This window comes from Belliella aquatica (assembly GCF_014637795.1).
Taxonomy (GTDB): Bacteria; Bacteroidota; Bacteroidia; order Cytophagales; family Cyclobacteriaceae; genus Belliella; species Belliella aquatica.
Map to the genome: position 1 here is coordinate 89,280 of NZ_BMFD01000002.1, position 21,121 is coordinate 110,400.

General features: G+C 37.6%; 22 protein-coding genes. 4 read left to right on the top strand and 18 right to left on the bottom strand.

Going from position 1 to position 21,121, the window contains the following annotated elements; genetic code table 11:
* Positions 1-186: 186 nt before the first annotated feature.
* On the top strand, positions 187-441 hold the full coding sequence (locus IEV57_RS03090; protein ID WP_188439563.1) for a GIY-YIG nuclease family protein: 255 nt from the start codon (positions 187-189) through the stop codon (positions 439-441).
* 245 nt (positions 442-686) lie between these two features.
* Here IEV57_RS03090 and rplT read toward each other — a convergent pair whose 3' ends face one another.
* From rplT to IEV57_RS03115, 5 genes are all read right to left on the bottom strand, one after another.
* Positions 687-1,031: a 50S ribosomal protein L20 gene (rplT, locus tag IEV57_RS03095; RefSeq protein WP_014773229.1), complete on the bottom strand. Its 345-nt coding sequence runs from the start codon at positions 1,029-1,031 to the stop codon at positions 687-689.
* Between the two features lie 103 nt (positions 1,032-1,134).
* Positions 1,135-1,332 carry a 50S ribosomal protein L35 gene (gene rpmI, locus IEV57_RS03100; RefSeq protein WP_014773228.1) on the bottom strand — a complete coding sequence of 66 codons (198 nt, stop codon included), beginning with the start codon at positions 1,330-1,332 and terminating at the stop codon, positions 1,135-1,137.
* Between the two features lie 22 nt (positions 1,333-1,354).
* The gene (gene infC, locus IEV57_RS03105) at positions 1,355-1,906 is read right to left on the bottom strand and encodes a translation initiation factor IF-3 (RefSeq protein WP_188439565.1); all 552 of its coding nucleotides are present in this window, start codon (positions 1,904-1,906) and stop codon (positions 1,355-1,357) included.
* Positions 1,907-1,997: 91 nt separating this feature from the next.
* Positions 1,998-3,947, bottom strand: coding sequence for a threonine--tRNA ligase (thrS, locus tag IEV57_RS03110; protein WP_188439567.1), 1,950 nt, complete (start codon positions 3,945-3,947; stop codon positions 1,998-2,000).
* 112 nt (positions 3,948-4,059) lie between these two features.
* On the bottom strand, positions 4,060-5,259 hold the full coding sequence (locus IEV57_RS03115) for a DUF4934 domain-containing protein (RefSeq protein ID WP_188439569.1): 1,200 nt from the start codon (positions 5,257-5,259) through the stop codon (positions 4,060-4,062).
* Between the two features lie 90 nt (positions 5,260-5,349).
* Between IEV57_RS03115 and lhgD the strand changes: the two genes are divergently transcribed.
* A complete protein-coding gene (lhgD, locus tag IEV57_RS03120; protein WP_188439572.1) occupies positions 5,350-6,549 on the top strand; it encodes an L-2-hydroxyglutarate dehydrogenase in 1,200 nt (399 codons plus the stop codon).
* Positions 6,550-6,968: 419 nt separating this feature from the next.
* On the opposite strand, the gene tnpA is transcribed toward lhgD, so the two are convergent.
* From tnpA to IEV57_RS03135, 3 genes are all read right to left on the bottom strand, one after another.
* Positions 6,969-7,415, bottom strand: a complete 447-nt coding sequence (tnpA, locus tag IEV57_RS03125) for an IS200/IS605 family transposase (protein ID WP_188439574.1) — start codon at positions 7,413-7,415, stop codon at positions 6,969-6,971.
* A gap of 298 nt (positions 7,416-7,713) precedes the next feature.
* The gene (locus IEV57_RS03130) at positions 7,714-8,178 is read right to left on the bottom strand and encodes a hypothetical protein (protein ID WP_188439576.1); all 465 of its coding nucleotides are present in this window, start codon (positions 8,176-8,178) and stop codon (positions 7,714-7,716) included.
* 714 nt (positions 8,179-8,892) lie between these two features.
* A complete protein-coding gene (locus IEV57_RS03135; protein ID WP_188439578.1) occupies positions 8,893-9,855 on the bottom strand; it encodes a YheT family hydrolase in 963 nt (320 codons plus the stop codon).
* Between the two features lie 90 nt (positions 9,856-9,945).
* Here IEV57_RS03135 and IEV57_RS03140 point away from each other — a divergent pair, with 90 nt between their 5' ends.
* The gene (locus tag IEV57_RS03140; RefSeq protein WP_188439580.1) at positions 9,946-11,280 is read left to right on the top strand and encodes an amidohydrolase; all 1,335 of its coding nucleotides are present in this window, start codon (positions 9,946-9,948) and stop codon (positions 11,278-11,280) included.
* A gap of 335 nt (positions 11,281-11,615) precedes the next feature.
* Here IEV57_RS03140 and IEV57_RS03145 read toward each other — a convergent pair whose 3' ends face one another.
* From IEV57_RS03145 to IEV57_RS03175, 7 genes are read right to left on the bottom strand one after another with little or no spacing between them, the layout of a single operon-like run.
* Positions 11,616-12,689, bottom strand: coding sequence for a VOC family protein (locus tag IEV57_RS03145; protein WP_188439581.1), 1,074 nt, complete (start codon positions 12,687-12,689; stop codon positions 11,616-11,618).
* 18 nt (positions 12,690-12,707) lie between these two features.
* The gene (locus tag IEV57_RS03150) at positions 12,708-13,400 is read right to left on the bottom strand and encodes a TIGR04283 family arsenosugar biosynthesis glycosyltransferase (protein ID WP_188439583.1); all 693 of its coding nucleotides are present in this window, start codon (positions 13,398-13,400) and stop codon (positions 12,708-12,710) included.
* Positions 13,401-13,405: 5 nt separating this feature from the next.
* Complete coding sequence (locus IEV57_RS03155; protein ID WP_188439585.1) at positions 13,406-13,996, bottom strand: DUF6134 family protein; 591 nt, start codon at positions 13,994-13,996, stop codon at positions 13,406-13,408.
* Positions 13,997-14,044: 48 nt separating this feature from the next.
* Complete coding sequence (arsM, locus tag IEV57_RS03160) at positions 14,045-15,016, bottom strand: arsenosugar biosynthesis arsenite methyltransferase ArsM (RefSeq protein ID WP_188439588.1); 972 nt, start codon at positions 15,014-15,016, stop codon at positions 14,045-14,047.
* The gene (locus tag IEV57_RS03165; protein ID WP_188439590.1) at positions 15,013-15,630 is read right to left on the bottom strand and encodes a TIGR04282 family arsenosugar biosynthesis glycosyltransferase; all 618 of its coding nucleotides are present in this window, start codon (positions 15,628-15,630) and stop codon (positions 15,013-15,015) included. The genes arsM and IEV57_RS03165 overlap by 4 nt, the downstream gene beginning before the upstream one ends.
* A 5-nt stretch (positions 15,631-15,635) precedes the next feature.
* A complete protein-coding gene (gene arsS, locus IEV57_RS03170; protein ID WP_188439592.1) occupies positions 15,636-16,679 on the bottom strand; it encodes an arsenosugar biosynthesis radical SAM (seleno)protein ArsS in 1,044 nt (347 codons plus the stop codon).
* A 27-nt stretch (positions 16,680-16,706) separates the two neighbouring features.
* Positions 16,707-17,039 carry an arsenosugar biosynthesis-associated peroxidase-like protein gene (locus tag IEV57_RS03175; protein ID WP_188439594.1) on the bottom strand — a complete coding sequence of 111 codons (333 nt, stop codon included), beginning with the start codon at positions 17,037-17,039 and terminating at the stop codon, positions 16,707-16,709.
* A gap of 247 nt (positions 17,040-17,286) precedes the next feature.
* Between IEV57_RS03175 and IEV57_RS03180 the strand changes: the two genes are divergently transcribed.
* Positions 17,287-18,366: a 3-oxoacyl-ACP synthase III family protein gene (locus IEV57_RS03180; RefSeq protein WP_188439596.1), complete on the top strand. Its 1,080-nt coding sequence runs from the start codon at positions 17,287-17,289 to the stop codon at positions 18,364-18,366.
* Positions 18,367-18,446: 80 nt separating this feature from the next.
* Here IEV57_RS03180 and IEV57_RS03185 read toward each other — a convergent pair whose 3' ends face one another.
* The 3 genes from IEV57_RS03185 to IEV57_RS03195 all read right to left on the bottom strand — a co-directional run bounded on the left by IEV57_RS03185 (position 18,447) and on the right by IEV57_RS03195 (position 21,107).
* Positions 18,447-19,235 carry a PhzF family phenazine biosynthesis protein gene (locus tag IEV57_RS03185; protein WP_188439598.1) on the bottom strand — a complete coding sequence of 263 codons (789 nt, stop codon included), beginning with the start codon at positions 19,233-19,235 and terminating at the stop codon, positions 18,447-18,449.
* A 137-nt stretch (positions 19,236-19,372) separates the two neighbouring features.
* Positions 19,373-20,353 carry a bile acid:sodium symporter family protein gene (locus tag IEV57_RS03190; protein ID WP_188439600.1) on the bottom strand — a complete coding sequence of 327 codons (981 nt, stop codon included), beginning with the start codon at positions 20,351-20,353 and terminating at the stop codon, positions 19,373-19,375.
* A 13-nt stretch (positions 20,354-20,366) separates the two neighbouring features.
* Complete coding sequence (locus tag IEV57_RS03195) at positions 20,367-21,107, bottom strand: RNA methyltransferase (protein ID WP_188439601.1); 741 nt, start codon at positions 21,105-21,107, stop codon at positions 20,367-20,369.
* Positions 21,108-21,121 lie beyond the last annotated feature (14 nt).

Genomic DNA, 21,121 nt, shown 5'->3' on the forward strand with positions numbered 1-21,121 from the left:
GCGGCGGACACGGGTTCAACTCCCGTCCTCGCTACATAAGCCCCACTTTTGGGGCTTTTTTATTGTACAATCTTCAAGAGTTAGGATTCATATCCGCCACGGCGGACACAGTTCGATCCTGCTCCTCGCTACAAGCCCCATTTTTGGGGCTTTTTTTTGTTTAAACCTTTTTTCATAAATTTAAACATGTTTTGTGTTTATATTCTTTACTCTTTTAATTTCAAGAAACTTTACACAGGAATGACTTCTGATTTGATTACCAGATTTAAATTCCATAACTACAAATCAACAAAAGGATTCACCATTAAGTACAGACCTTGGTACTGTATTCATGTTGAATTTTTTGATGATAAATCCTCAGCTCTCAAAAGAGAAAAAGAACTCAAATCAGGTAAAGGAAGAGAATGGGTTAATAAATACATTCTCCCAAACTATTCCTGAGCGCAAGATTCATATCCGCCGCGGCGGACGCAGTTCGATCCTGCTCCTCGCTACAAGCCCCATTTTTGGGGCTTTTTTTGTTTTTTAAAGAAAAAACCAATTCTAAAAACATGGATAATCAGGTTTTTAAAGATTGGTCTTCTGTTCATTTGTAAGATACTAAATTTTCTTAGATTCACATTCACTTGAAAATAAAAAAGCCCCGAAATCTTCGGGGCTTTTTAAATAAATAAGTTAGTGCGAACTTACTTAACTTTTTCAACTACAGCTTTGAATGCCTCAGGGTGATTCATGGCTAAGTCTGCAAGAACTTTTCTGTTCAATTCAACCTCACCTTTCTTCAATGCTCCCATTAACTGTGAGTACGACATGCCATGTAATCTAGCACCGGCGTTAATACGTTGGATCCATAGTGCTCTGAATTCTCTCTTCTTAGCTTTTCTGTCTCTGTAAGCGTACTGTAAACCTTTTTCGTACTTGTTTTTAGCTACTGTCCAAACGTTTTTACCTCTTCCGAAGTAACCTTTGGTTGCTTTTAATACTTTTTTTCTTCTTGCTCTTGACGCTACTGCGTTTACTGATCTAGGCATAGTAATAAATTTTTTGACTCTTGGTGGCTCTGCTTTCGCATTGCTCTTGTGACCAAAGCGTCTGGTGAATAATTAACCTTAATTGATTTTGTTGATCTCTGAATTAACCGATTCTCAACATTGCTTTTACTCTTCCTTCATCTGACTCATGAACCATACCCATTTTAGTTAGATTTCTCTTTCTTTTGGTATCTTTCTTAGTCAAGATGTGGCTTTTGTAAGCATGCTTTCTTCTGATCTTACCGGTTCCAGAAAGCTTGAACCTCTTTTTTGCACTTGATTTGGTTTTTACTTTTGGCATAACTGTATTTGTTTGTTGAAAATTATTTCTTAGATGCTTTTGGAGCTAAAAAGAGAAACATTCTCTTTCCTTCCATTTTTGGCATTTGCTCAACAGCACCATATTCTTCGAGTGCTTGCGCAAATTTCAATAAAAGCATTTCTCCTCTTTCCTTGAAGACAATCGTTCTACCTACGAAATGTACATAAGCTTTCACTTTTGAACCTTCTTTAAGGAAATTGATGGCGTGCTTTAATTTAAAATTGAAATCGTGATCATCCGTGTTAGGTCCAAATCTGATTTCTTTCAGAACAGTTTTGGCAGCATTGGCTTTGATTTCCTTTTGCTTTTTCTTCTGCTCATACTTGAATTTAGCATAATCAATGATTTTACAAACCGGCGGACTCGCTGTCGGAGAAATCTCTACGAGGTCAAGTTCATTTGCTTCAGCAAGTTTAATTGCCTCAGACAATGATAAAACGGCATTACCGCCTTCTACAAAATCTCCTACGATTCTTACCTCACGCGCCCTGATCTTATCATTTATTTTATAAGGCTCTTCTTGTCTTGGTCTAAACGGTGTTCTTCCTCTCAAAATATTATTTATGGTTTTGTTGATTAAATTGGCTGCAAATATCGCAATTTATTTGGGATTTAAAAAATCCCAAACTTTTTTAACTGAAATATTAATATTGTATTGATGTTGCTATGATATTTTTAAAATATGCGGCAAAATCTTCTGGACTGAAACTACCCAAATCTCCTTCTCCATGCTTTCTCACTGATAGCTTTCCTTCTTCCATCTCCTTCTCTCCTACGATCAACATAAATGGAATTTTTTTCATCTCTGCATCTCGGATTTTTCTACCTATTTTCTCATCTCTATTATCAATTGCACCGATGATATCATGATCTTCCAATAAGCTTTTCACCTTTTCTGCATAGTCAATAAACTTCTCAGAAATTGGTAAAATAGTCATTTGCTCTGGAGAAAGCCACAATGGGAAATTACCCGCACAGTGCTCAATCAAAACGGCCACAAAACGCTCTAAAGAACCAAATGGCGCTCTGTGAATCATTACAGGTCGGTGTTTCTGATTGTCAGAACCGATATATTCCAATTCGAAGCGATCAGGTAATTGATAATCTACCTGAATAGTTCCCAATTGCCATTTTCTCCCTAAAGCATCTTTTACCATGAAATCCAATTTTGGACCATAGAAAGCTGCTTCACCTAATTCAGTGACTGTTTCTAAACCTTTTTCAGCTGCTGCTTCGATAATTGCTGCTTCAGCTTTGTTCCAATTTTCGTCAGATCCAATATACTTTTCAGCTTTTGCAGGATCTCTTAAGGAAATCTGAGCAGTATATTCTTCAAAACCCAAAGCCTTGAAAACATAAAGCACCAAATCAATCACTTTGATAAACTCTTCCTTCACCTGCTCAGGGCGGCAGAAAATGTGTGCATCATCTTGAGTAAATCCTCTTACTCTAGTCAATCCATGCAATTCCCCACTTTGCTCGTAACGATAAACAGTTCCAAATTCAGCATACCTGATTGGAAGATCTTTGTAGGATCTTGGTTTATGCTTGTATATCTCACAGTGATGCGGACAGTTCATCGGTTTCAGCAAGAACTCCTCCCCTTCGTTTGGAGTAGCTATTGGTTGAAATGAATCTTTCCCGTATTTTTCATAGTGTCCTGAAGTTTCGTAAAGCGCCTTATGACCAATATGGGGAGTCACCACTTGTTGATACCCGGATTTATCTTGTGCCCGCTTCATGAAATTCACCAAACGTTCTCTCAAAAGTGTTCCTTTTGGCAACCAAAGAGGAAGTCCCATTCCTACTTTCTCAGAGAAAGTGAAAAGCTCCAATTCTCTACCTAGTTTTCTGTGATCTCTTCGCTTAGCTTCCTCAAGCATGTGAAGGTATTCAGTCAGTTCTTTGGCTTTTGGGAAAGTTACTCCGTAAATCCGAGTAAGCATTTTTCTCTTTTCATCCCCTCTCCAATAGGCTCCAGCGATATTCAATAACTTGATCGCTTTGATAAATCCTGTGTTTGGAATATGCGGGCCACGGCAAAGGTCTACGAAATTACCTTGCACGTAGAAAGTGATAGTTCCATCATCCAAACCTTGTAAAAGGTCTAATTTATATTCATCATCCTTTTCTGTAAAATAAGCTACAGCTTCAGACTTAGAAATCTCTTTTCTGATATATTCATTCTTTTCTCTAGCCAATTCAGTCATTTTGGCCTCGATTTTCTCCAATTCAGAACCTTCGAAAACTCTATCGCCAAAGTCTACATCATAGTAGAATCCTGTTTCGATAGAAGGACCGATTCCTAACTTCACACCTGGATAAAGTGCTTCTAAAGCCTCTGCCATCAAGTGGGCAGATGAATGCCAAAAAGTGGATTTGCCATCCTTGTCATTCCAAGTTAATAATTGCACTGTGGAATCAGAATGGATTGGTCGGGTTGCGTCCCAAACTTCTCCGTTTACTTTTGCTGCCAATACATTTCTCGCTAAACCCTCGCTGATACTAAGTGCAATTTGTAGCCCTGAAACTCCTTTGTCATAATTCTTTACCGAACCATCTGGCAGGGTAATGTTGATTTTTTGATCAGACATTTATCTTTTAATCATTTAATGGAACATCGCATCTATACAAACAGATGCATTACAGCCTGCAAATATGCAAATTCATAGGCGGTTTAGAAAGGCTGATCCTAAGAAGATGTTGTTATTTTTTTGTTTTCAGGATCATCAAGACATAATTCTCTGTTTCCTTTCCATAAAAAGCTGCTTCTACAAAACTCTTCCCTTTTCCTTCTTGGTAAGCTTTCCAATCTTCATCTGACATAGTTTGCTTTTTCTCAACGGCTTTGTTGTAAAGAGAAACTCCACGATGTGCAATAGCTACTTCATTGCCTTCTAACTGATAAACCGGTGGATAAAAATTGAATGATTTATCGATATCATTGATTAAGTTGAAATTTACCAAATCATGGGTTTTATTCTGCTTATCAAAAATTGAAACTGCACTTTTTTCACCTGCTATAATTCTACTCAAAATATATTTTGAATTAGAAAATCCAAAAGGAGAATAAGAATTTCCAGAATTTTCCTGAAAGTATTTACGAAAAGCATCATCATCCATTTCCTTTTGCTTTTCCTTCATCTTTTCATGGTTCATTCCATTTTTTGCAAAATCATAAATGATTTCAGGTTTAAAACCATCAGAAGTAAACCTGTATAAAGTATCTGCATAAGTTCTTGTAAAATAAAAACCGTTATTGTCTTGATAAAAATTTACCGGATCCATCATATTTCCATAAAAAACATCTGGATATGAAGAAAAATAACTTCTTATTACCTTTCCTGCGTGATTAAGAACTGTGACTAAATTTTCAGCTCGAGAACCACTGTAAATAAAAAATAAATCTGAATTTATATCATAATGAAAAGTCCTGCCTATAACTGGAATCTTGATCTCATTTATAAAACTTCCTTCAAGATCAAACTTGATGATTTTTCCTGGGTGTGCTAATAAGTAAATGGTGTCTTGTTCAACTTGAAGGTCTGCCACCTCGATGTACTTGCCCAATCCATCTCCTCTATTTCTGATTCTTCTTATAAAATTCCCTTGTCTATCAAAAATATGAACACTCTTTCCAATCCACCAATCGAACACAAAAATCTTGTCCTTGTATTCAATAAGCTTTTCAATTTCTCCTATTTGTGAATCGGGATTTTCATCTTCTTTTAAAAGTAAATACTCTATCTCTGGCTCAAAATAGTCTGTCAACTTTCCATCTTTGACTGAATCTAAGTCAACCTTGATTGTAATGATCCCATCTTTTTCGGTAACCGTTCCTGTTTCAGGCTGACTGGTACAAGCAAATGCAAATAGCAAGAATATTCCAATGATTTTATCTCCCATATTCAAAACTAATGATATAAACGAAATCTAAATATGCATTCAAACAAATTTTTATCAAACAACTGTATATTTGTATAAAGCATCAAATTCATGTTATACGACATCATCATCATAGGCGGGGGAATAGTAGGACTTGCCACAGGACTGAAATTAAAAGAGCAAAAACCTGAGCTTAAGGTAGCTATTCTTGAAAAAGAATCCGAACTAGCAAAGCATCAAACTGGAAATAACAGTGGCGTTATCCATTCAGGACTCTATTACAAACCAGGTTCACTAAAAGCCACCAACTGTATCGCTGGATATCATCAGCTGATCCAATTCTGTGATGAAGAAAACATTCCTTATGAAATCACAGGAAAAGTTGTCGTAGCAACTCAAAAAGAACAAATCCCAATTCTAAATGGAATTTATGAAAGAGGATTGCAAAATGGCCTCAATGGAACTCGCCATATCACCTTGGACGAACTCAAACAATATGAACCCTACTGTGCGGGTGTTGCCGCTATTCATGTACCCCAAACTGGTATTGTGGATTACAAAAGAGTAGCCATTGCCATGGGTGAAAAGTTCAAAAGTTTGGGAGGAGAGATTTTCTTAGGATATGAAGTGATTCGAAGCAATTCACTAAAAGGCTACTCTGTAGTAGAGACCAAAAAGCAGCATTTTGATACGAAACTGATCATCAATTGTGGTGGACTATATTCTGACAAAGTTGCCCAAATGAATCAGGATAAAGAATTGGATGTGAAAATCATTCCTTTCCGAGGTGAATATTACAAAATCAAAAAAGAGCGGGAATACCTTGTCAAAAACCTGATTTACCCCGTACCGGATCCAAACTTTCCATTTTTAGGGGTCCATTTTACGAGGATGATGAAAGGTGGTGTAGAAGCCGGACCGAATGCTGTTTTGGCTTTCAAGCGTGAAGGATACAAGCGATCGGATGTCAATCTGAAGGAATTATCGGAAACACTCGCTTGGCCTGGCTTCCAAAAAGTAGCTGCACGATATTGGAAAACAGGTTTCGGAGAAATGTACAGATCTTTTTCCAAAGCAGCTTTCACGAAAGCACTGCAAGAGTTGATCCCGGATATTCAGGAGTCAGATTTAGTAGAAGGTGGTGCGGGTGTTCGTGCACAAGCTTGCGACAGAACAGGTGGACTTTTGGATGATTTCAGCATCAAAGAAAATCAATATGCCATCAATGTCCTCAACGCCCCCTCTCCTGCCGCTACAAGTTCGCTATCCATCGGGCAGACGGTAAGTGAATTGGCTTTGAAAAGGTTTTGAGGAAAGAAAGTTCGACACCCTTCGGGGTCGTGGAGTCGTGTTGTTGCTTCGAATCCACGGGTTTCACCCGCGGTTATTGACAGGTTTGACCCTATTCAGGGTCATTTGAAAGTCAAATCATAGAATGGAAACCGCATGTAAATTACTATCATGAATTGCCTGTCTCGAAATTCATGAGATCAATCTGCTCAAAACTCTATGTGAAACCTAGGCTATTGGCTCAAATGTAATTTCTTGTAAATATCTTAAAGAGAGAGAACTCTCTACCCTTCCGAATAACAGGAGAAAAAAATGATTTATGATCCTGAAAGGATCAAACTTTTCAATAGCCCTAGGTGAAACCTAGGGAAAAGGATGAATGATGATCGAACCAACAACCCTGAAAGGGTTGAACTTCTTGCCACTATCACAAAATCAACCTAAAGCAAAAACTTCGGGTCAAATTTAATTTCATATTCCTCCAACAAGCTTTTATATTCCTCCAAAAACGTAACTTTTTTATGATGCTCCTCCTGATTTTTGATGTACTTGATCAGTCTTTCCTTAGCCTTGATGCTTTCGGTAAAGGCACCATAACCATCTTGCCAGCCTTTGAAATCAGGGAAAACCCCCTCTTTTAAAATAAAATCACTTGATGCAAGCTTAATGTCCTTGATTAAATTTGAAACTGCGATTGTTGGATGGACATGCGTCAAGATATGGATATGATCTTCCACTCCATTAATCCGATATAAATGGCAGCTTTTCTTTGTCAACAAATGATGAATATAGGCAAAGAGCCTCTTTTTTTCTTGTTGTATAAGTGTAGGTTCTCGATGTTTTGTTGAAAATACGATATGGTAAATAATCTGAGTGTAAGTGGCCATAAAAATGTGTTTTAAAAGTCAAAATGTAATTTCGGGAAAAGTCCATTAAATATCAAAATAATTCGACCCTTATCAGGGTCGGTGGTGGGTGGGATTTGGGTCATTGTTTTCCACGGGTTTCACCCGCGGCTATTGAAAGGTTAGACCACTTCGTGGTCGGGAAATCACCATTAGGAATCTGCAAATTTCAATCTAAAAACCGACGGTGAAGCCGTCAAACTTCTCAGTAGCCTTAGGTGAAACCTAGGGAAAAGAATGATTGCTGATGCGTGGCAACAACCCCGTGAGGGGTTGAACATTAATCTTCAAATGGATCATTCATCCAATCCAAATGCTTGTATTTTTCTTTTATCTTATCCCAGAAACCATCACTCCAATCATTAAAAACTAAGGGTTGCCATCCTTCGGGAAAATCTTTCAAGATTGCTTCAGCCATCTTTCCGCCATGTCCTTTGATCGGTGAATTGATGTCAAAGAAATCAATTATTTTATACCTCAAATCATACAAAACCTCAATACCAATTGCTGTGGAGTGTGTCATTTGAGTAATAGGTACTTTGGGTCTATTTGGATAGTTTTCGCTCGAAGCAGCTATTCCATTCGCATCAATTCGGATAAATTTAATAAAATCAAGTTCTGCAAGATTGATTGCAAATCGGATAAGCTCGATTGGTAATTCTTTAATTTTAGTAATCACCCAGATTTGCGTTCCTGACTTCTTAAAAGGAAGAAACATTGCCTCAAATTCTTTTCTTTTAAGCATTTTATTCCTGATCTACTTATCGTCTTTATTGTCAATCCATAAAGATATTTGAAACTAATGACACTAAAAATTCAGATTATGAAATTTTGATTGGTGGAGTAGAATTCTTTAGCTAGGTATCAGTTCGACACCCTTCGGGGTCGTGAGGGGGATAGGTGGTTTTTCGCAATCCACGGGTTTCACCCGCGGCTATTGAAAAGTTAGACCACTTCGTGGTCGGGAAATCACCATTAGGAATCTGCAAATTTCAATCTAAAAACCGACGGTGAAGCCGTCGAACTTCTCAGTAGCCCTAGGTGAAACCTAGGGAAAAGGATGAATGATGATGCGTGGCAACAACCCCGTGAGGGGTTGAACTTTTGAATAGATGTAGAAAAAAATTGATGTTAAAATAAATGAAAATGAGTAACGATGGTCTTGGAAAAGTTCGACACCCTCCGGGGTCGGTAGTGGGTGGAATTTGGGTCATCGTTTTCCACGGGTTTGACCCGCGGTTATTGAGAGGTTTGATCTCCGCCACGGCGGACAAGCACTTCAGGATCGGGAATTGACCATAAGAATCTGCAAATTTCAATCTAAAAACCGACGGTGAAGCCGTCGAACTTCTCAATAGCCCTAGGTGAAACCTAGGGAAAAGGATGAATGATGATGCGTGGCAACAACCCCGTGAGGGGTTGAACTATTATATATGGATTTCTACTTTTTCAGGAGAAATTATCCCCTCAAAAACTCCAAAAACCGCATTTCTGCCCAGGTGAATTCTTGTCCTTTGACTAGGAAGCCGGTGTGGCCTCCCCTTTTGGGCATTTCTAGGAAGATATGTTGTGATTGCTCGGCTAACTTGATGGGATAGCAGCGGTCGTGGATCAAGGGATCGTTGAGGGCATTGATGATTAAGGTGGGGATTTGGATATTTTCCATCCAATTGTCAGCACTGACAGCCTGATAAAAATCAGCTGCATCTTTGAAGCCATGAAGCTTTGCTGTGAAATACGTATCAAATGTATCAAAATCTTGAACTCTTTGAAGCAAATCTAAATCCACCAATCCTGGAAACTGTTCACCTTTGAGTTGCATTTTCAACTTCAACTTGCTGAGAAAGCGCTTTCTGTAGAAACCATTTCCTTTAAATGACAATGTAGCGGCAGAATCTGTCAAATTGCAGGGAGTAGAATAAACAGCGGCTTTTTTGATTTTTGAATTCAAGTCAGTTCCTTTTTCACCTAGGAACTTCAAGGTCTGTGCACCTCCCATACTGATTCCCACCAAATAATATTCATCATACACACCTGCTGCTTCTGCATGCTCAAATACGGTATTCAAATCATAGGAAGCACCGTGATGATACATGATGGGCTGCAAATTCATCTCTCCACTGCAAGTCCTATTGTTCCAAGCCAAGGCATCAAATCCATGTTGATTGAGTAGTTTCGCCAGTCCTTTGGCATAATGTCTCTCAGAACTCCCTTCCAATCCGTGGGAAATGATTAGCAGTTTTCTACTTCCAGTTCTCGACCAATCCAAATCCAAAAAATCCCCATCAGGCGTGTCAATTCTTTCTCTTTGATAAGTTACTCCCTCTATTTTCCTAAAAATACTGGGAATGATGGTTTCCAAATGTCCATTGAAAAGATGTCTTGGGGGTCTTCCGTAAGTTGAGTTTGAAATAATAGGCATAGAAAAAAGAGATTTAATACCACGAAAGTAAAAACATATCGCCTAATCAGGAATTTTTTTGTTAATTCATTGATCAAAACAAAAGCACACATGAAAATTTACCTCAGTTTTATACTTACCCTAGCAATCACTTTTAGTATTTCAGCCCAAGATTTGGATCGCTCTATTGAGCAGTTTTATCCACATTTGGATAAGCTTTACAAAGAACTGCATCAAAACCCTGAGCTTTCCTTGCAGGAAAAAGAAACTTCCGCAAAGATGGCTTCAGAACTCAGGTCTTTAGGTTATGAAGTCACTGAAAATATTGGTGGCTATGGCGTAGTCGGCATGCTCAAAAATGGTCCGGGGCCTGTTCTCCTAATCAGAACAGATATGGATGCTTTACCGATGGAGGAAAAAACTGGTTTGCCTTATGCATCTACCAAAAAAGGAACTTCCAATGATGGCAAAGAAACCTTTATCACGCACTCTTGTGGACACGATATCCACATGTCGGTATTTGTCGGCACGGCCAAAATGATGATGGATTACAAAAACAGCTGGAGAGGCACTGTTCTGATGGTGGCACAACCTGCGGAGGAAAATGGTCTCGGTGCTTTCAATATGATGAATGATGGACTTTATGAAAAATTCCCACATCCGGATTATGCGATTGCTTTGCATGATGATCCTTTTTTGCCTGCGGGAACATTGGGATATAAAGCTGGCCCATTGATGGCTGGTGTTGATATGATGAATGTCAAAATTTTTGGTGAAGGTGGACATGGTGCAGCTCCACACACGACGATTGATCCGATTGTTTTGTCTGCACAGATCATTCAAGCTTATCAAACGATCGTAAGCCGAACATTAACCCCAACGGATCCTGCAGTGGTGACTGTGGGTTCTATTCACGGCGGATCGGTTCACAATATCATTCCTGACGAAGTGATGATGCAGTTGACCATCAGAACATACTCCCTGGATGTAAGAGAAAAAATAATCAGAAGAATCAAAGAAATCAGTGAAAATTACTCCAGAGCAGCAGGTTTGGGCGATGATAAAATGCCGGAATATTGGATTAGAGAGCCATTTACCAAGCCTTTGATCAATGATGCAGCTTTGACTGATCAGATGGTGAATGTTTTCAAGCAAAACTTTGAAGATGAAAAAGTAGTGGAAGTAGAAGCCTTGATGGTTGGCGAGGATTTTAGTGCTTATGGAAATCAAGAAAGACAGATTCCCATCAGCATGTTCTTCCTAGGGGCCAATGATCCTGATTTTCTCAAAGAAGCTAAAGAAAAAGGTTTCGATATCCCGGGATTGCACAGCCCCTATTTCGCACCAGTCCCAGAACCTACGATCAAAACAGGCATCAAAGCGATGACAAGCTTTGCGATGGATATTTTGAAAAATCAGGAGGTGATGATGGATGGGAAAAAGTAAAGGTCAACTGTCGACAGTCGATGGTCCACAGCGGCACCACAATATTAACTTTATTAAAAGTAGCCATTTATAATAATTCATGAAGTTCAATTCAATCAGCTGTTGTCTATTGACAGTTGACTCTTGTGCGCCGCGGCGTAGTTGACTATTATTCGCATAATTACAAGTGAAATATTCACATTTCAGAGTCATTGCGAATAATGACATAATGTAATAATTGATTAACGCTAAATTAATCCATCAGAGAGATAATTCATCTAGTTTTGCATCAGTAAAACTTTCTTCATAAGGTATTTAAAAATATAAAAGCGGATCGAAAAATCGATCCGCCTTTTTTATTTCTTTCTGTTCAATGCCATAAAGGTAAACATCCAATTGGGAAGTGGTTTTTCAGCTTTTCTTGACTTCAAGCTATAAAACCAACCCCATTTTTCCATGATGGGAATTTTATGCGTTTCTACGAATTCGATCAACGTGCCATCCGGATCTTCGCAATAGGAAAAATGACCTGCCGCTTTTCCCATATCAAAACTATTGCTGCTATCAACGGTAAAAGGAAAGCCAGTTTCTGCACACTTCATCTCCAATTGTTTCATGCCTGTGACATCAAAACACACGTGGATAAAGCCTAAATCTCCCCAATCTCTATCTTCAAAAATTTTCCTCGGTTCTTTGTCTTTCAATTCGAATAGCTCGATTTCAGTCTTACAAAGCAATCTGCTAAATGCTCCTACTCTATTTTCTAATCTATTTATCAGGACTCTTCTGAACTTTTCTTTTCCTCCGGGAAGTTGCTTCAAATCTTCGAAAGAATCGGTTTCATCTGATTTGATTGTGGTATATCCCAAGATTCCTTGGTATAATTTCAATGCCTTGTCAATATCCCGCACACCAATCGAAACACCTGCAACACCCCCTGTATTGTCTTGGTTGAGTTTGAACCAGGAAGTACTTTCGATCATTTCAAAGATATTTCCATAAGGATCTTTGACGTAGAAATGTGACCTTCCACAAGGAGATTTCTCTGGTTTGGATAATATTTCTACACCTTCACTAAGGAAAAAGTCATAGGTTTTTTGAATATCTTTTGTTCTGATTTTAACAGCAAAAATTCCTAAATCACCTAAGCTCAATTCAAACTTCGGTGCAACAGGGGTTTTCTTTGTGTATTGCCAAATTTCAAAACCACCACCTCCTTGCATATTCAAAGCCAAAATAGCAAAGCGTTCCTGTGCTTTTCCAGAAGTATATCTTGTCATCAAATTCGCTGTAGCAGCATCTTCAAAAACCGGCACGTCCATTTTGAAAAATTTTCTATACCAAGCCCATGCCTCCTTAGCATTTGCAACACCAATACCCACCTGTTGAATTCCTGTGATTATGGGAAGGTTTCCGTTATTTTGACTCATATTCAAACAATAGATTTATCAACGATAATTTAGCATTTTTCTATAAATAGATTTGAGCGAATCAGGTGACTTTTTTAAAAAATACAAAGTGAAAACAGTAAGATTGGCTAACTGAACTCTTAACCAAGAGTTGGTTTCGTATTTTCTTGCAGAGACAACTATACTTTTTGGTAAGACTTGAAAATTGTAACTTTTCTTCAATCTACCAACAAATTCAAAATCTTCCATGATGATATATTTTTTATCAAAACCACCAAGAGATTCAAAGATTTCTCTTCTGATAAATAGCGTCTGATCGCCTCCTCCTGCCAATATACCATTAAATCTTGTAAACCATGCGTTCATTTTTAGCAAGAATTTCTCAGAGTCAAATTGATACCTATAACATCCCGCATCTATTCCATTCGTAACTGCCTGAATAATATCGTTTTCAAAATCTCGGTGAATTTTTGCATCAGCATGGACAAAATAAAAAATTCCACCAGTGGCAACTTGAGCGCCAAGATTCATTTGAGCAGCACGGCTTTTTTCTGAAGATTGGACGACTTTTGCTCCAAGGCATTTTGCTAATACGACAGAATCATCCGTGCTTCCGCCATCTACCACGATTATCTCAAATTGATCTCCTTTTGAATATTGAAAAATAGTAGGAATCAATTTTCTCAAATTGTCTTCTTCATTCAAAACAGGAATGATAATACTGATCATCATAAAAGTTACTTCTTTTTGATTACATAGTTTTTGATAGGACTTTCCATCACAGCCTTATCAAATTTGCCATTGACGTAATAATATTTATTTCTATTTCCATTCACAACGACTTCGTAATAATCACTGTGCTTGGTAATCTTGGATGGCAACCCAAAATTCTCCGCCATAAATAATTTATGATTCTTGGGCTCTTCGAAATACAGCGCAGCAGAACTGAAAAATAAGGGATGATTGATTACCGTATCTTTTTCATATTTATAGCTTGTAGCTTCCACTACATATTTCCCGTCTTTCCATTTGATGTCTGAGCTAAAATCACCTTTGTTTGAGGCTGTTCTTGACTTTGCTTCTACTAATTGTGCTCCCTTATAATGCGAATTGATAGAGTAGTCGACATTTACTTTTCCAAAAAACCAAAACCCCACTTCACTTGTGATTTCATAATAAGACTCCTCCCCTTTTACAGTTTTGACTGCCTGCATTTCCCCAATGGAAAACCCTGCAACTGAAATCTCAAAATCCATTTTTTCTTGTGCGTGCAAGAATTGAAAAGAGCCCAATAGCAGGGTTATCAGAATAAATGTATGTTTCATCATAAGAAATTATAAAGCAAGATTTAGGCCTACAATTTCATCAAATTTCTCTCAACAACAACCACCCCCATCATAAAAATAAGTCGATTCAGAGATATAAATATCTGCTCTTCCTAAATCCTTGATCGCACCAGCCGTTTTATCACATACAGAAAGTGGCTGATTTTGCATCAAAACATGACCCTTTTGATCATCAAAGTACTCCTCCGAACCATAATAGATAGATGCTTTACCTGTAAAAATACACGGCCCATCTGATGGCATTGGATCTTTGATCGCACAAACTTCTACACTTTCTAAGAATATCATCTCAGGAGTATCGTAGTGACCAGGATCCAAAACACGATACGGACGCTTTGCTCTAATCTCCACTGTGCCAAATCCTGCATCTGTTATCATTTGAAGGTATTCTTGGAGTGAAAGTGAACCACTCAAACACAAAGCTCTCAATCTATCATCATTTCTCAATGATTCAGGCATAGGTTGCTCTGTGATCGGATCACTCAAAACCAATCTACCGTGTGGTTTCAAAACTCGATACATTTCCTTCAAAGCCAAAGCCAAATCATCTTTGGTGAAGATATTGAAAAGGCAATTCTGTGCAGCTACATCGATGCTTGAGTCTTCAATAGGCAGGGCTAAAGCTGATCCTTTTCTAATGGAAACAAACTCCTTTTTGAACCAATCATTCTCCTTTTCAGCAATTTCTAAGTTGTCCTGACAAGCTTTGATCATCTCGTCCACGATATCTACTCCAATAACACCATTTTCTTTTCTAGAAAAATAAGAGAATTGAAGAACTTCCATTCCACCACCAACTCCGACATAGAGGATATTGGGATTGTTGACTAAATCTCTGAAATGAACGGTACTGCCGCAGCCATAATTCATCTCTTGCATGATTTTAGGAATCTTTAAGCCTGGGAACTGCCATATTGGTGTTGTGGTACAACATAGGCCAACATCAGGTTTGAGTGCAGCGTCTCTGTAGACGTCTACCGTTGCATCTAAATAGTTACTCATATAGTTTGTGAAATTAAATGTTTATATTTTTCCCAATCTGCCTCATTATCAATATCGGAAAGCATTTCAAGAAGTGTAAAGGTTTGTTCTTCTAAATTTAAACGTTTGATAGAATCGGACAAAACATTTTGATGACTCCAAGTCATCTCATCGAATAAATTGATATCCATTGTCTTTAAGCCCAAAAGATAATATCCTCCATCCATAGCAGGTCCAAAAACAACATCTGCTAGAGCCAGTTTTTCAAAAGCTTCATGAATAATGGCAGTTGTAATTCCTGGACAATCAGTACCGATGACAACTGCTTTTCCATAGCCTTCGCCAAGTACTTGTTCAAATGCATTTTTCATTCTTGACCCTAAGTCAAATCCATTTTGAACTCGGAATTGAACATTATCAAGAAAGCTATTATCTATCCCTGACTCAAGCTCTTCGCTGAAATAGATAAAGGTATCTATATTTTGCAGTCGGTTGATCATGGAATAAGTGTGTTGCAAAAGCTGCATATAGATTTCCAGAGCTTTCTCCTCTCCAAGAGTAGCTGCAACTCGGGTTTTTACTTTCCCAAGAACAGGGTTCTTCTGAAAAACAATGAGTGCTTTTTTCGATTCCATAAATATCAGGCAGTTGCTCCTCCGCAGCTTGATCCTGCTCCAGCTGTACAACCGAAACAATGTTGTTTTAAGATAATTTCTCTTTCGAGCAGTGACTGTTGATTCCATTCAGAAATATGCTGACTGGACGGAGCATCCACTTTCAATTCAAGCATTTGATTAAAATCACAATCATACAAATAACCATCCCAACCCACAGAAATGGTATTTCTACACATAACATTGGAGGCAGCTACAGGATTGTATGCTTCCAAAAGCTTTTCCATGTAATTATCGTAATTTTCTGATCTGAGCAAATACTCTAAAAATCTACTAATAGGAAGATTAGTGATGGTAAATAAGGAGTTGAATTCTATTTCATAGCCATTTTTCAAGCGTTTTTTGAATTCCAATTCCAAACCTTCCTGCGCTGCTGGCAAGAATGCACCCGATGGATTATAAACAAGATTCAAAACCAAATCCGAATTTTCCATTCCATAACCAACTTCATTAAGCATTTTTAAGGCTTTGATTGACTTTTCGAATACGCCATCACCTCTCTGAGAATCAGTTTTTACTGCTGTAAAATATGGTAAAGAAGAAACTACTTCAATTTTGTTTTTTCTATAAAATTCGGGTAAGTCATGGTACTTTGGATTAGCCAATATGATAGTCAAATTACATCTTACAATAATTTGAATATCAAAACTGATTTTTCTAATTTCTTCAATAAACCATCTGAATTCAGGGTTCATCTCTGGTGCCCCACCTGTAAGGTCTACAGATTTTATTTTTCCATTTTTGATGACTTCTAGACAATGTTGCATCGTCTCCCTCGTCATGATTTCTTTTCGATCAGGTCCAGCATCTACGTGGCAATGCTTACAAACTTGATTACACATTTTACCCATATTGATTTGTAAAACATCAATTTGAGTGGGTTTGAGTGGGAAAAGATCGGATTCAGCAAGCTTGTCGGCAAAACTGATTCCTTTTATTGGCGCATCTAAGACTTCCAGTTCATATTCGATTTTTGAAAGTGGATGTTGTTGTGCTTTTAATGATTTCATTGGTTGGTTAATAAAAATTCTAAGAGATTACATCGAAATCTCTTTTACTTTATTCATCATTTGTGTGCTGTGGACTAATGAAGCGCCGCCTCGGATTGCAGCTGCTACATGAACGGCTTCCATCATCTGCTCCTCGTCACAACCTTTTTCCATCGTGTCCACAGTATAGGCATCTATACAATAGGGGCATTGAATGGCATGTGCAACAGCTAAAGCAATTAATGACTTTTCACGCGCAGTTAGAGCGCCTTCTTGAAAAACTTCACCATAATAATTAAAAAATTTGTCTGCCATTGATTTCTGAAACTCGCCAATTTTGCCAAATTTTTTGAGGTCTTCTGGATCGTAGTATGTTTTCATAATTTTTAAAGTTTATTGATTTACGTAATAATAGTTTGAGATAGATTTTTGTTTAAACACAATTTTTGAATATAAAGAATTAATTTTTCACTGTAATTCAAATTTTGAAAAAAGTATTGTAATTCCTTGTCTTGTCCAAGACTTTCAGTAAAGAAATCAAGTACTATTTCGGCTTTTTACAGTCTATTTACAATTTTATTTCTAAATTTAGGCAGATTAACAAATTTTCACCCACCAATGGAATTATATGCAGATTTATTCAATTATTACAGGTTCTGGTAAATATATCCCTGAAATCGTAGTAAAAAATGAAGAATTCTTCAATCGGACTTTCATCAACGAGCAAGGAGAAGTTCTTGCAAAACCAGTTCCTGATATCGTCAAGAAATTTCAAGAAATCACTGATATTCATGAACGTAGATATCTTAGTCCAGAATACAATACTTCTGATATGGCTTTCTTTGCGGCAGAAAAAGCTATCGCATCCGCCAGAATTGATCCAGAAACATTAGATTATATTATTGTTGCACATAATTTTGGAGATATACTGCATGATAATATCAAATCGGACATGGTGCCTACATTGGCTTCAAGGGTAAAACATTTATTAAAAATTGCTAATCCAGATTGTGTTGCTTATGATTTGCCATTTGGTTGTCCGGGATGGGTTCAAGGAATCATCCAAGCGAACTACTACATCAAATCAGGAGATGCTAAGACAATTTTGGTAATTGGAGCTGAAAATCTCTCTAGAATTGCAGATCCGCATGATGTGGACAGCATGATCTATTCTGATGGCGCAGGTGCCGTGATTTTACAAGCAAAGCATGCTTCAAGTCCAGTGGGTTTGCTGTGTCATAAGACTAGAACCGATACTTTAAATGAAGCACATTTTCTGAAAATGGACATTTCATATGATCCTGAATTTGGTGATGATACGCTTTTTATGAAAATGAACGGGAGGAAACTATACGAATATGCATTGAATACAGTCCCTCAGTTGGTTAAAGAAACAATTGAAAAATCGGGTGTTCCACTTACTTCCATCAAGAAAGTGCTCATTCATCAAGCCAATGCTAAGATGGATGAAGCAATCATCCAGAGGACTTTCAAGTTATTTGAGATGCCCTTGACAGATTCTTCCCAAATTATGCCCATGACAATTTCAAAATTAGGAAATAACTCTGTGGCAACTGTGCCAATTTTATATGACATGATCATCAAAGGCGAACTTGAAGGACATCAAATCAATTCTGGTGATCATCTTGTATTTGCATCCGTCGGCGCTGGTATGAATGTCAATGCATTTGTCTATTTGGTGCCTTAAAGAAATTTAGGCTATAAAAATGAAAATCCTGTCTGGTTTTGAAAACCTGACAGGATTTGCTGATTTAGACTGAGTCAATTTCAGATTTCGACCTTCCCCACCATAAAAGTAACAGCTCTCCCACTTATTTTCACTCTCTCTCCGAGCATTTTACATGAAAGTTTGCCTGTTCTTCTTGATAGTTGAATTGCAGTCAAATCATTTTTGTTCAACTTCTCTGTCCATAATGGTGTCAAAGAAGTATGGGCAGAACCTGTAACTGGATCTTCATTGACACCTACTCGTGGTCCAAACCATCTAGAGACAAAATCCACTTGATCACCCGGTGCAGTTATGATGAATCCTCTTGTATCAACTTTTGCTAATTCGTTGAGATCAACAGTCATATTTTGAATTTTACTCTGATCATCATAAACCAAAATATAATCACTCAAACCTCTCCAAAGCTCTTTTGGACGGATACTAAAACCTGGTATCACATCTTCTTTAATATCAAGTTGCTGGATTTTATCAGTCGGGAAGTTTAAAGTCATCTGCCCGTCAACTTCTAGTTCGACTTCTAAAACACCCGATCTTGGAGAAACAAATTTGATCAATTTCCCAGAAAAGCCTTCATGCTGAAAAATCACATGCGCTGTGGCTAAAGTAGCGTGACCACAAAGATCCACTTCCACACCAGGTGTAAACCATCGAATCTGAAAACCATCACCATCAGGAATATAAAAAGCGGTCTCAGAAAGGTTATTTTCCTCTGCAATTTGCTGCATCAGATCATCAGGCAACCAAGAATCCAAAGGAATCACAGCAGCAGGATTACCTTCAAAAGCCTTCTCCGCAAAAGCATCTATTTGATAAATATTTAAATACATCTTTAAATTAATTTTAAATTATTATTCTGTTAATCTTTCATCAATATCCATCTGTTGATGGAGAACTCTGATTATTTCTATTTCTTGGTATGATTCACAAACATTTATCTACACATTTATTCTTTGTTCAACATTTTTTACCTACCTCCCAACCGCTGTGCAATCGCAGAGCCTACAATCAGTTGCAATGCATGATAGATCATCAATGGCAACAAAATCACTCCGAAGATAATCGGATCCGGAAACATCACCCTTCCCATTACTGCACCTTGAACCAGTGATTTTTTGCTTCCACAGAATAGCACCGTGATACGATCCGCATCACTAAAATTCAGAGCTTTTGAAATTATATGCATCAAAAGCATCATAAATAGAAAGAAAAGAAGCATTAAGCCTCCTAAAGTAAATAGCTCTATAGCTGTCTTTCCATCAAACATTTTCTCAGCAAATGATTCGGCAAAAGCAGTATATACAATCAGCAAAATGATGAACTGATCTAGATTTTTCAAGGCTTTTGAATTTTTGCTTACCCAATTATTGAGGAACTGATGGAGAAAAAGCCCTAAGATCAAAGGAAGAAGAACTTGTAAACTCAACTTGATAAAGGTATCTGTCAAATCAAAAGCGACTGCAGAGTCAGGAAGCAGTAGTTCCATCCAAATTGGAGTTATAAATATCCCCACCATACTAGAAATACTAGCATTGAAAATCGCAGCGGGAAGATTTCCTTTGGCTAGAGACACCATGACCACTGAGGAAGAAACTGTGGACGGCAATGCTGCTAAATAAAAGGTGCCCAACCACAAGTAAGAATTCTCCTCACCCCAAATAGAATAAAGAATTAGGATTACAAGCGGAAAAATCAAAAACGTGGTAACTTGAACAACCAAGTGTAATTTCCAATTGGCTAAATCTTGAATCAGTTTCCGTGGATTTAATTTTACGCCATAGAAAAAAAATATAACTGAGATCCCTATTCCTGTGATCTGTTTCAGGGGAATGGGACTAGAAGAAGTACCCCACTCTGGAAATATTTTCGCCAAGAAAATTACTCCAATCAAAAGAAAGAAAAATGTATTGAGACCGACTTTTTTAAGATTTCCAAATAAGGATGACATAGTGAATATCTACTTAAGATCTTTTGAAATTATCACAAATAATAGCGGTCGCAATCGCCACATTCAAGGACTCTGCATCTCCGAAACGAGGAATAGTAATTCTATCCGTCACCAATGACCCAATTTGATCAGAAATCCCATTTGATTCATTGCCCATAACAATCACTCCTGATGGTGAAAACTTAGATTGATGGATATTTTTCCCATCCAAAAAGGCTCCATAAATAGGCAAATTTACTTGAAGTAAATAGTTGTAAACATCTGTATATGATACACTAACTCTAGTAAAACTTCCCATACTAGAATTCAAAACCTTTGGATTGTAGAAATCGGCTGATTCATTAGAACATACTATATTTTTTATCCCATACCAATCTGCAATTCGAATGATCGTACCCAAATTTCCTGGATCTCGTACGTCATCTAAAACCAAAGTCAGTTCATTCTTTGAGATGATTGGAGGCTGATTTTCTACAATTTTTGCAACGGCTAGAGCAGCGTCATTACTTTGAAAGGATCCAGCAGATTGTAATACATTTTGAGTGACCAAAAAAGACTCCCCCTTAAATCCTCTCAAAGCATTGGGATGTTCGTCAGCAAATTTTTGAGTATATAAAATGTGAGTGATTTCGAAATCTGAGTCCAATAATTCCGTTACATTTTTGCTACCTTCCACAAAAAAAGCATGTTCTTGTTTACGGAATTTTTTCTGCTGCAAGGATTTAATAAACTTAAGCGTATTTTTGCTCAACATTCGGTGCCGATATA

Bases quoted from the DNA above. Each gene is read 5' to 3' on its own strand.
- IEV57_RS03155 (WP_188439585.1), bottom strand. From the start codon at position 13,996: ATGATGAAACATACATTTATTCTGATAACCCTGCTATTGGGCTCTTTT.
- IEV57_RS03165 (WP_188439590.1), bottom strand. From the start codon at position 15,630: ATGGAATCGAAAAAAGCACTCATTGTTTTTCAGAAGAACCCTGTTCTT.
- thrS (WP_188439567.1), bottom strand. From the start codon at position 3,947: ATGTCTGATCAAAAAATCAACATTACCCTGCCAGATGGTTCGGTAAAG.
- IEV57_RS03115 (WP_188439569.1), bottom strand. From the start codon at position 5,259: ATGGGAGATAAAATCATTGGAATATTCTTGCTATTTGCATTTGCTTGT.
- arsS (WP_188439592.1), bottom strand. From the start codon at position 16,679: ATGAAATCATTAAAAGCACAACAACATCCACTTTCAAAAATCGAATAT.
- tnpA (WP_188439574.1), bottom strand. From the start codon at position 7,415: ATGGCCACTTACACTCAGATTATTTACCATATCGTATTTTCAACAAAA.
- IEV57_RS03145 (WP_188439581.1), bottom strand. From the start codon at position 12,689: ATGAGTCAAAATAACGGAAACCTTCCCATAATCACAGGAATTCAACAG.
- IEV57_RS03140 (WP_188439580.1), top strand. From the start codon at position 9,946: ATGAAAATTTACCTCAGTTTTATACTTACCCTAGCAATCACTTTTAGT.
- IEV57_RS03180 (WP_188439596.1), top strand. From the start codon at position 17,287: ATGCAGATTTATTCAATTATTACAGGTTCTGGTAAATATATCCCTGAA.
- IEV57_RS03135 (WP_188439578.1), bottom strand. From the start codon at position 9,855: ATGCCTATTATTTCAAACTCAACTTACGGAAGACCCCCAAGACATCTT.
- IEV57_RS03130 (WP_188439576.1), bottom strand. From the start codon at position 8,178: ATGCTTAAAAGAAAAGAATTTGAGGCAATGTTTCTTCCTTTTAAGAAG.
- IEV57_RS03185 (WP_188439598.1), bottom strand. From the start codon at position 19,235: ATGTATTTAAATATTTATCAAATAGATGCTTTTGCGGAGAAGGCTTTT.
- IEV57_RS03195 (WP_188439601.1), bottom strand. From the start codon at position 21,107: ATGTTGAGCAAAAATACGCTTAAGTTTATTAAATCCTTGCAGCAGAAA.
- lhgD (WP_188439572.1), top strand. From the start codon at position 5,350: ATGTTATACGACATCATCATCATAGGCGGGGGAATAGTAGGACTTGCC.
- IEV57_RS03175 (WP_188439594.1), bottom strand. From the start codon at position 17,039: ATGAAAACATACTACGATCCAGAAGACCTCAAAAAATTTGGCAAAATT.
- IEV57_RS03150 (WP_188439583.1), bottom strand. From the start codon at position 13,400: ATGATGATCAGTATTATCATTCCTGTTTTGAATGAAGAAGACAATTTG.
- arsM (WP_188439588.1), bottom strand. From the start codon at position 15,016: ATGAGTAACTATTTAGATGCAACGGTAGACGTCTACAGAGACGCTGCA.
- rplT (WP_014773229.1), bottom strand. From the start codon at position 1,031: ATGCCTAGATCAGTAAACGCAGTAGCGTCAAGAGCAAGAAGAAAAAAA.
- IEV57_RS03190 (WP_188439600.1), bottom strand. From the start codon at position 20,353: ATGTCATCCTTATTTGGAAATCTTAAAAAAGTCGGTCTCAATACATTT.
- rpmI (WP_014773228.1), bottom strand. From the start codon at position 1,332: ATGCCAAAAGTAAAAACCAAATCAAGTGCAAAAAAGAGGTTCAAGCTT.
- IEV57_RS03090 (WP_188439563.1), top strand. From the start codon at position 187: ATGTTTTGTGTTTATATTCTTTACTCTTTTAATTTCAAGAAACTTTAC.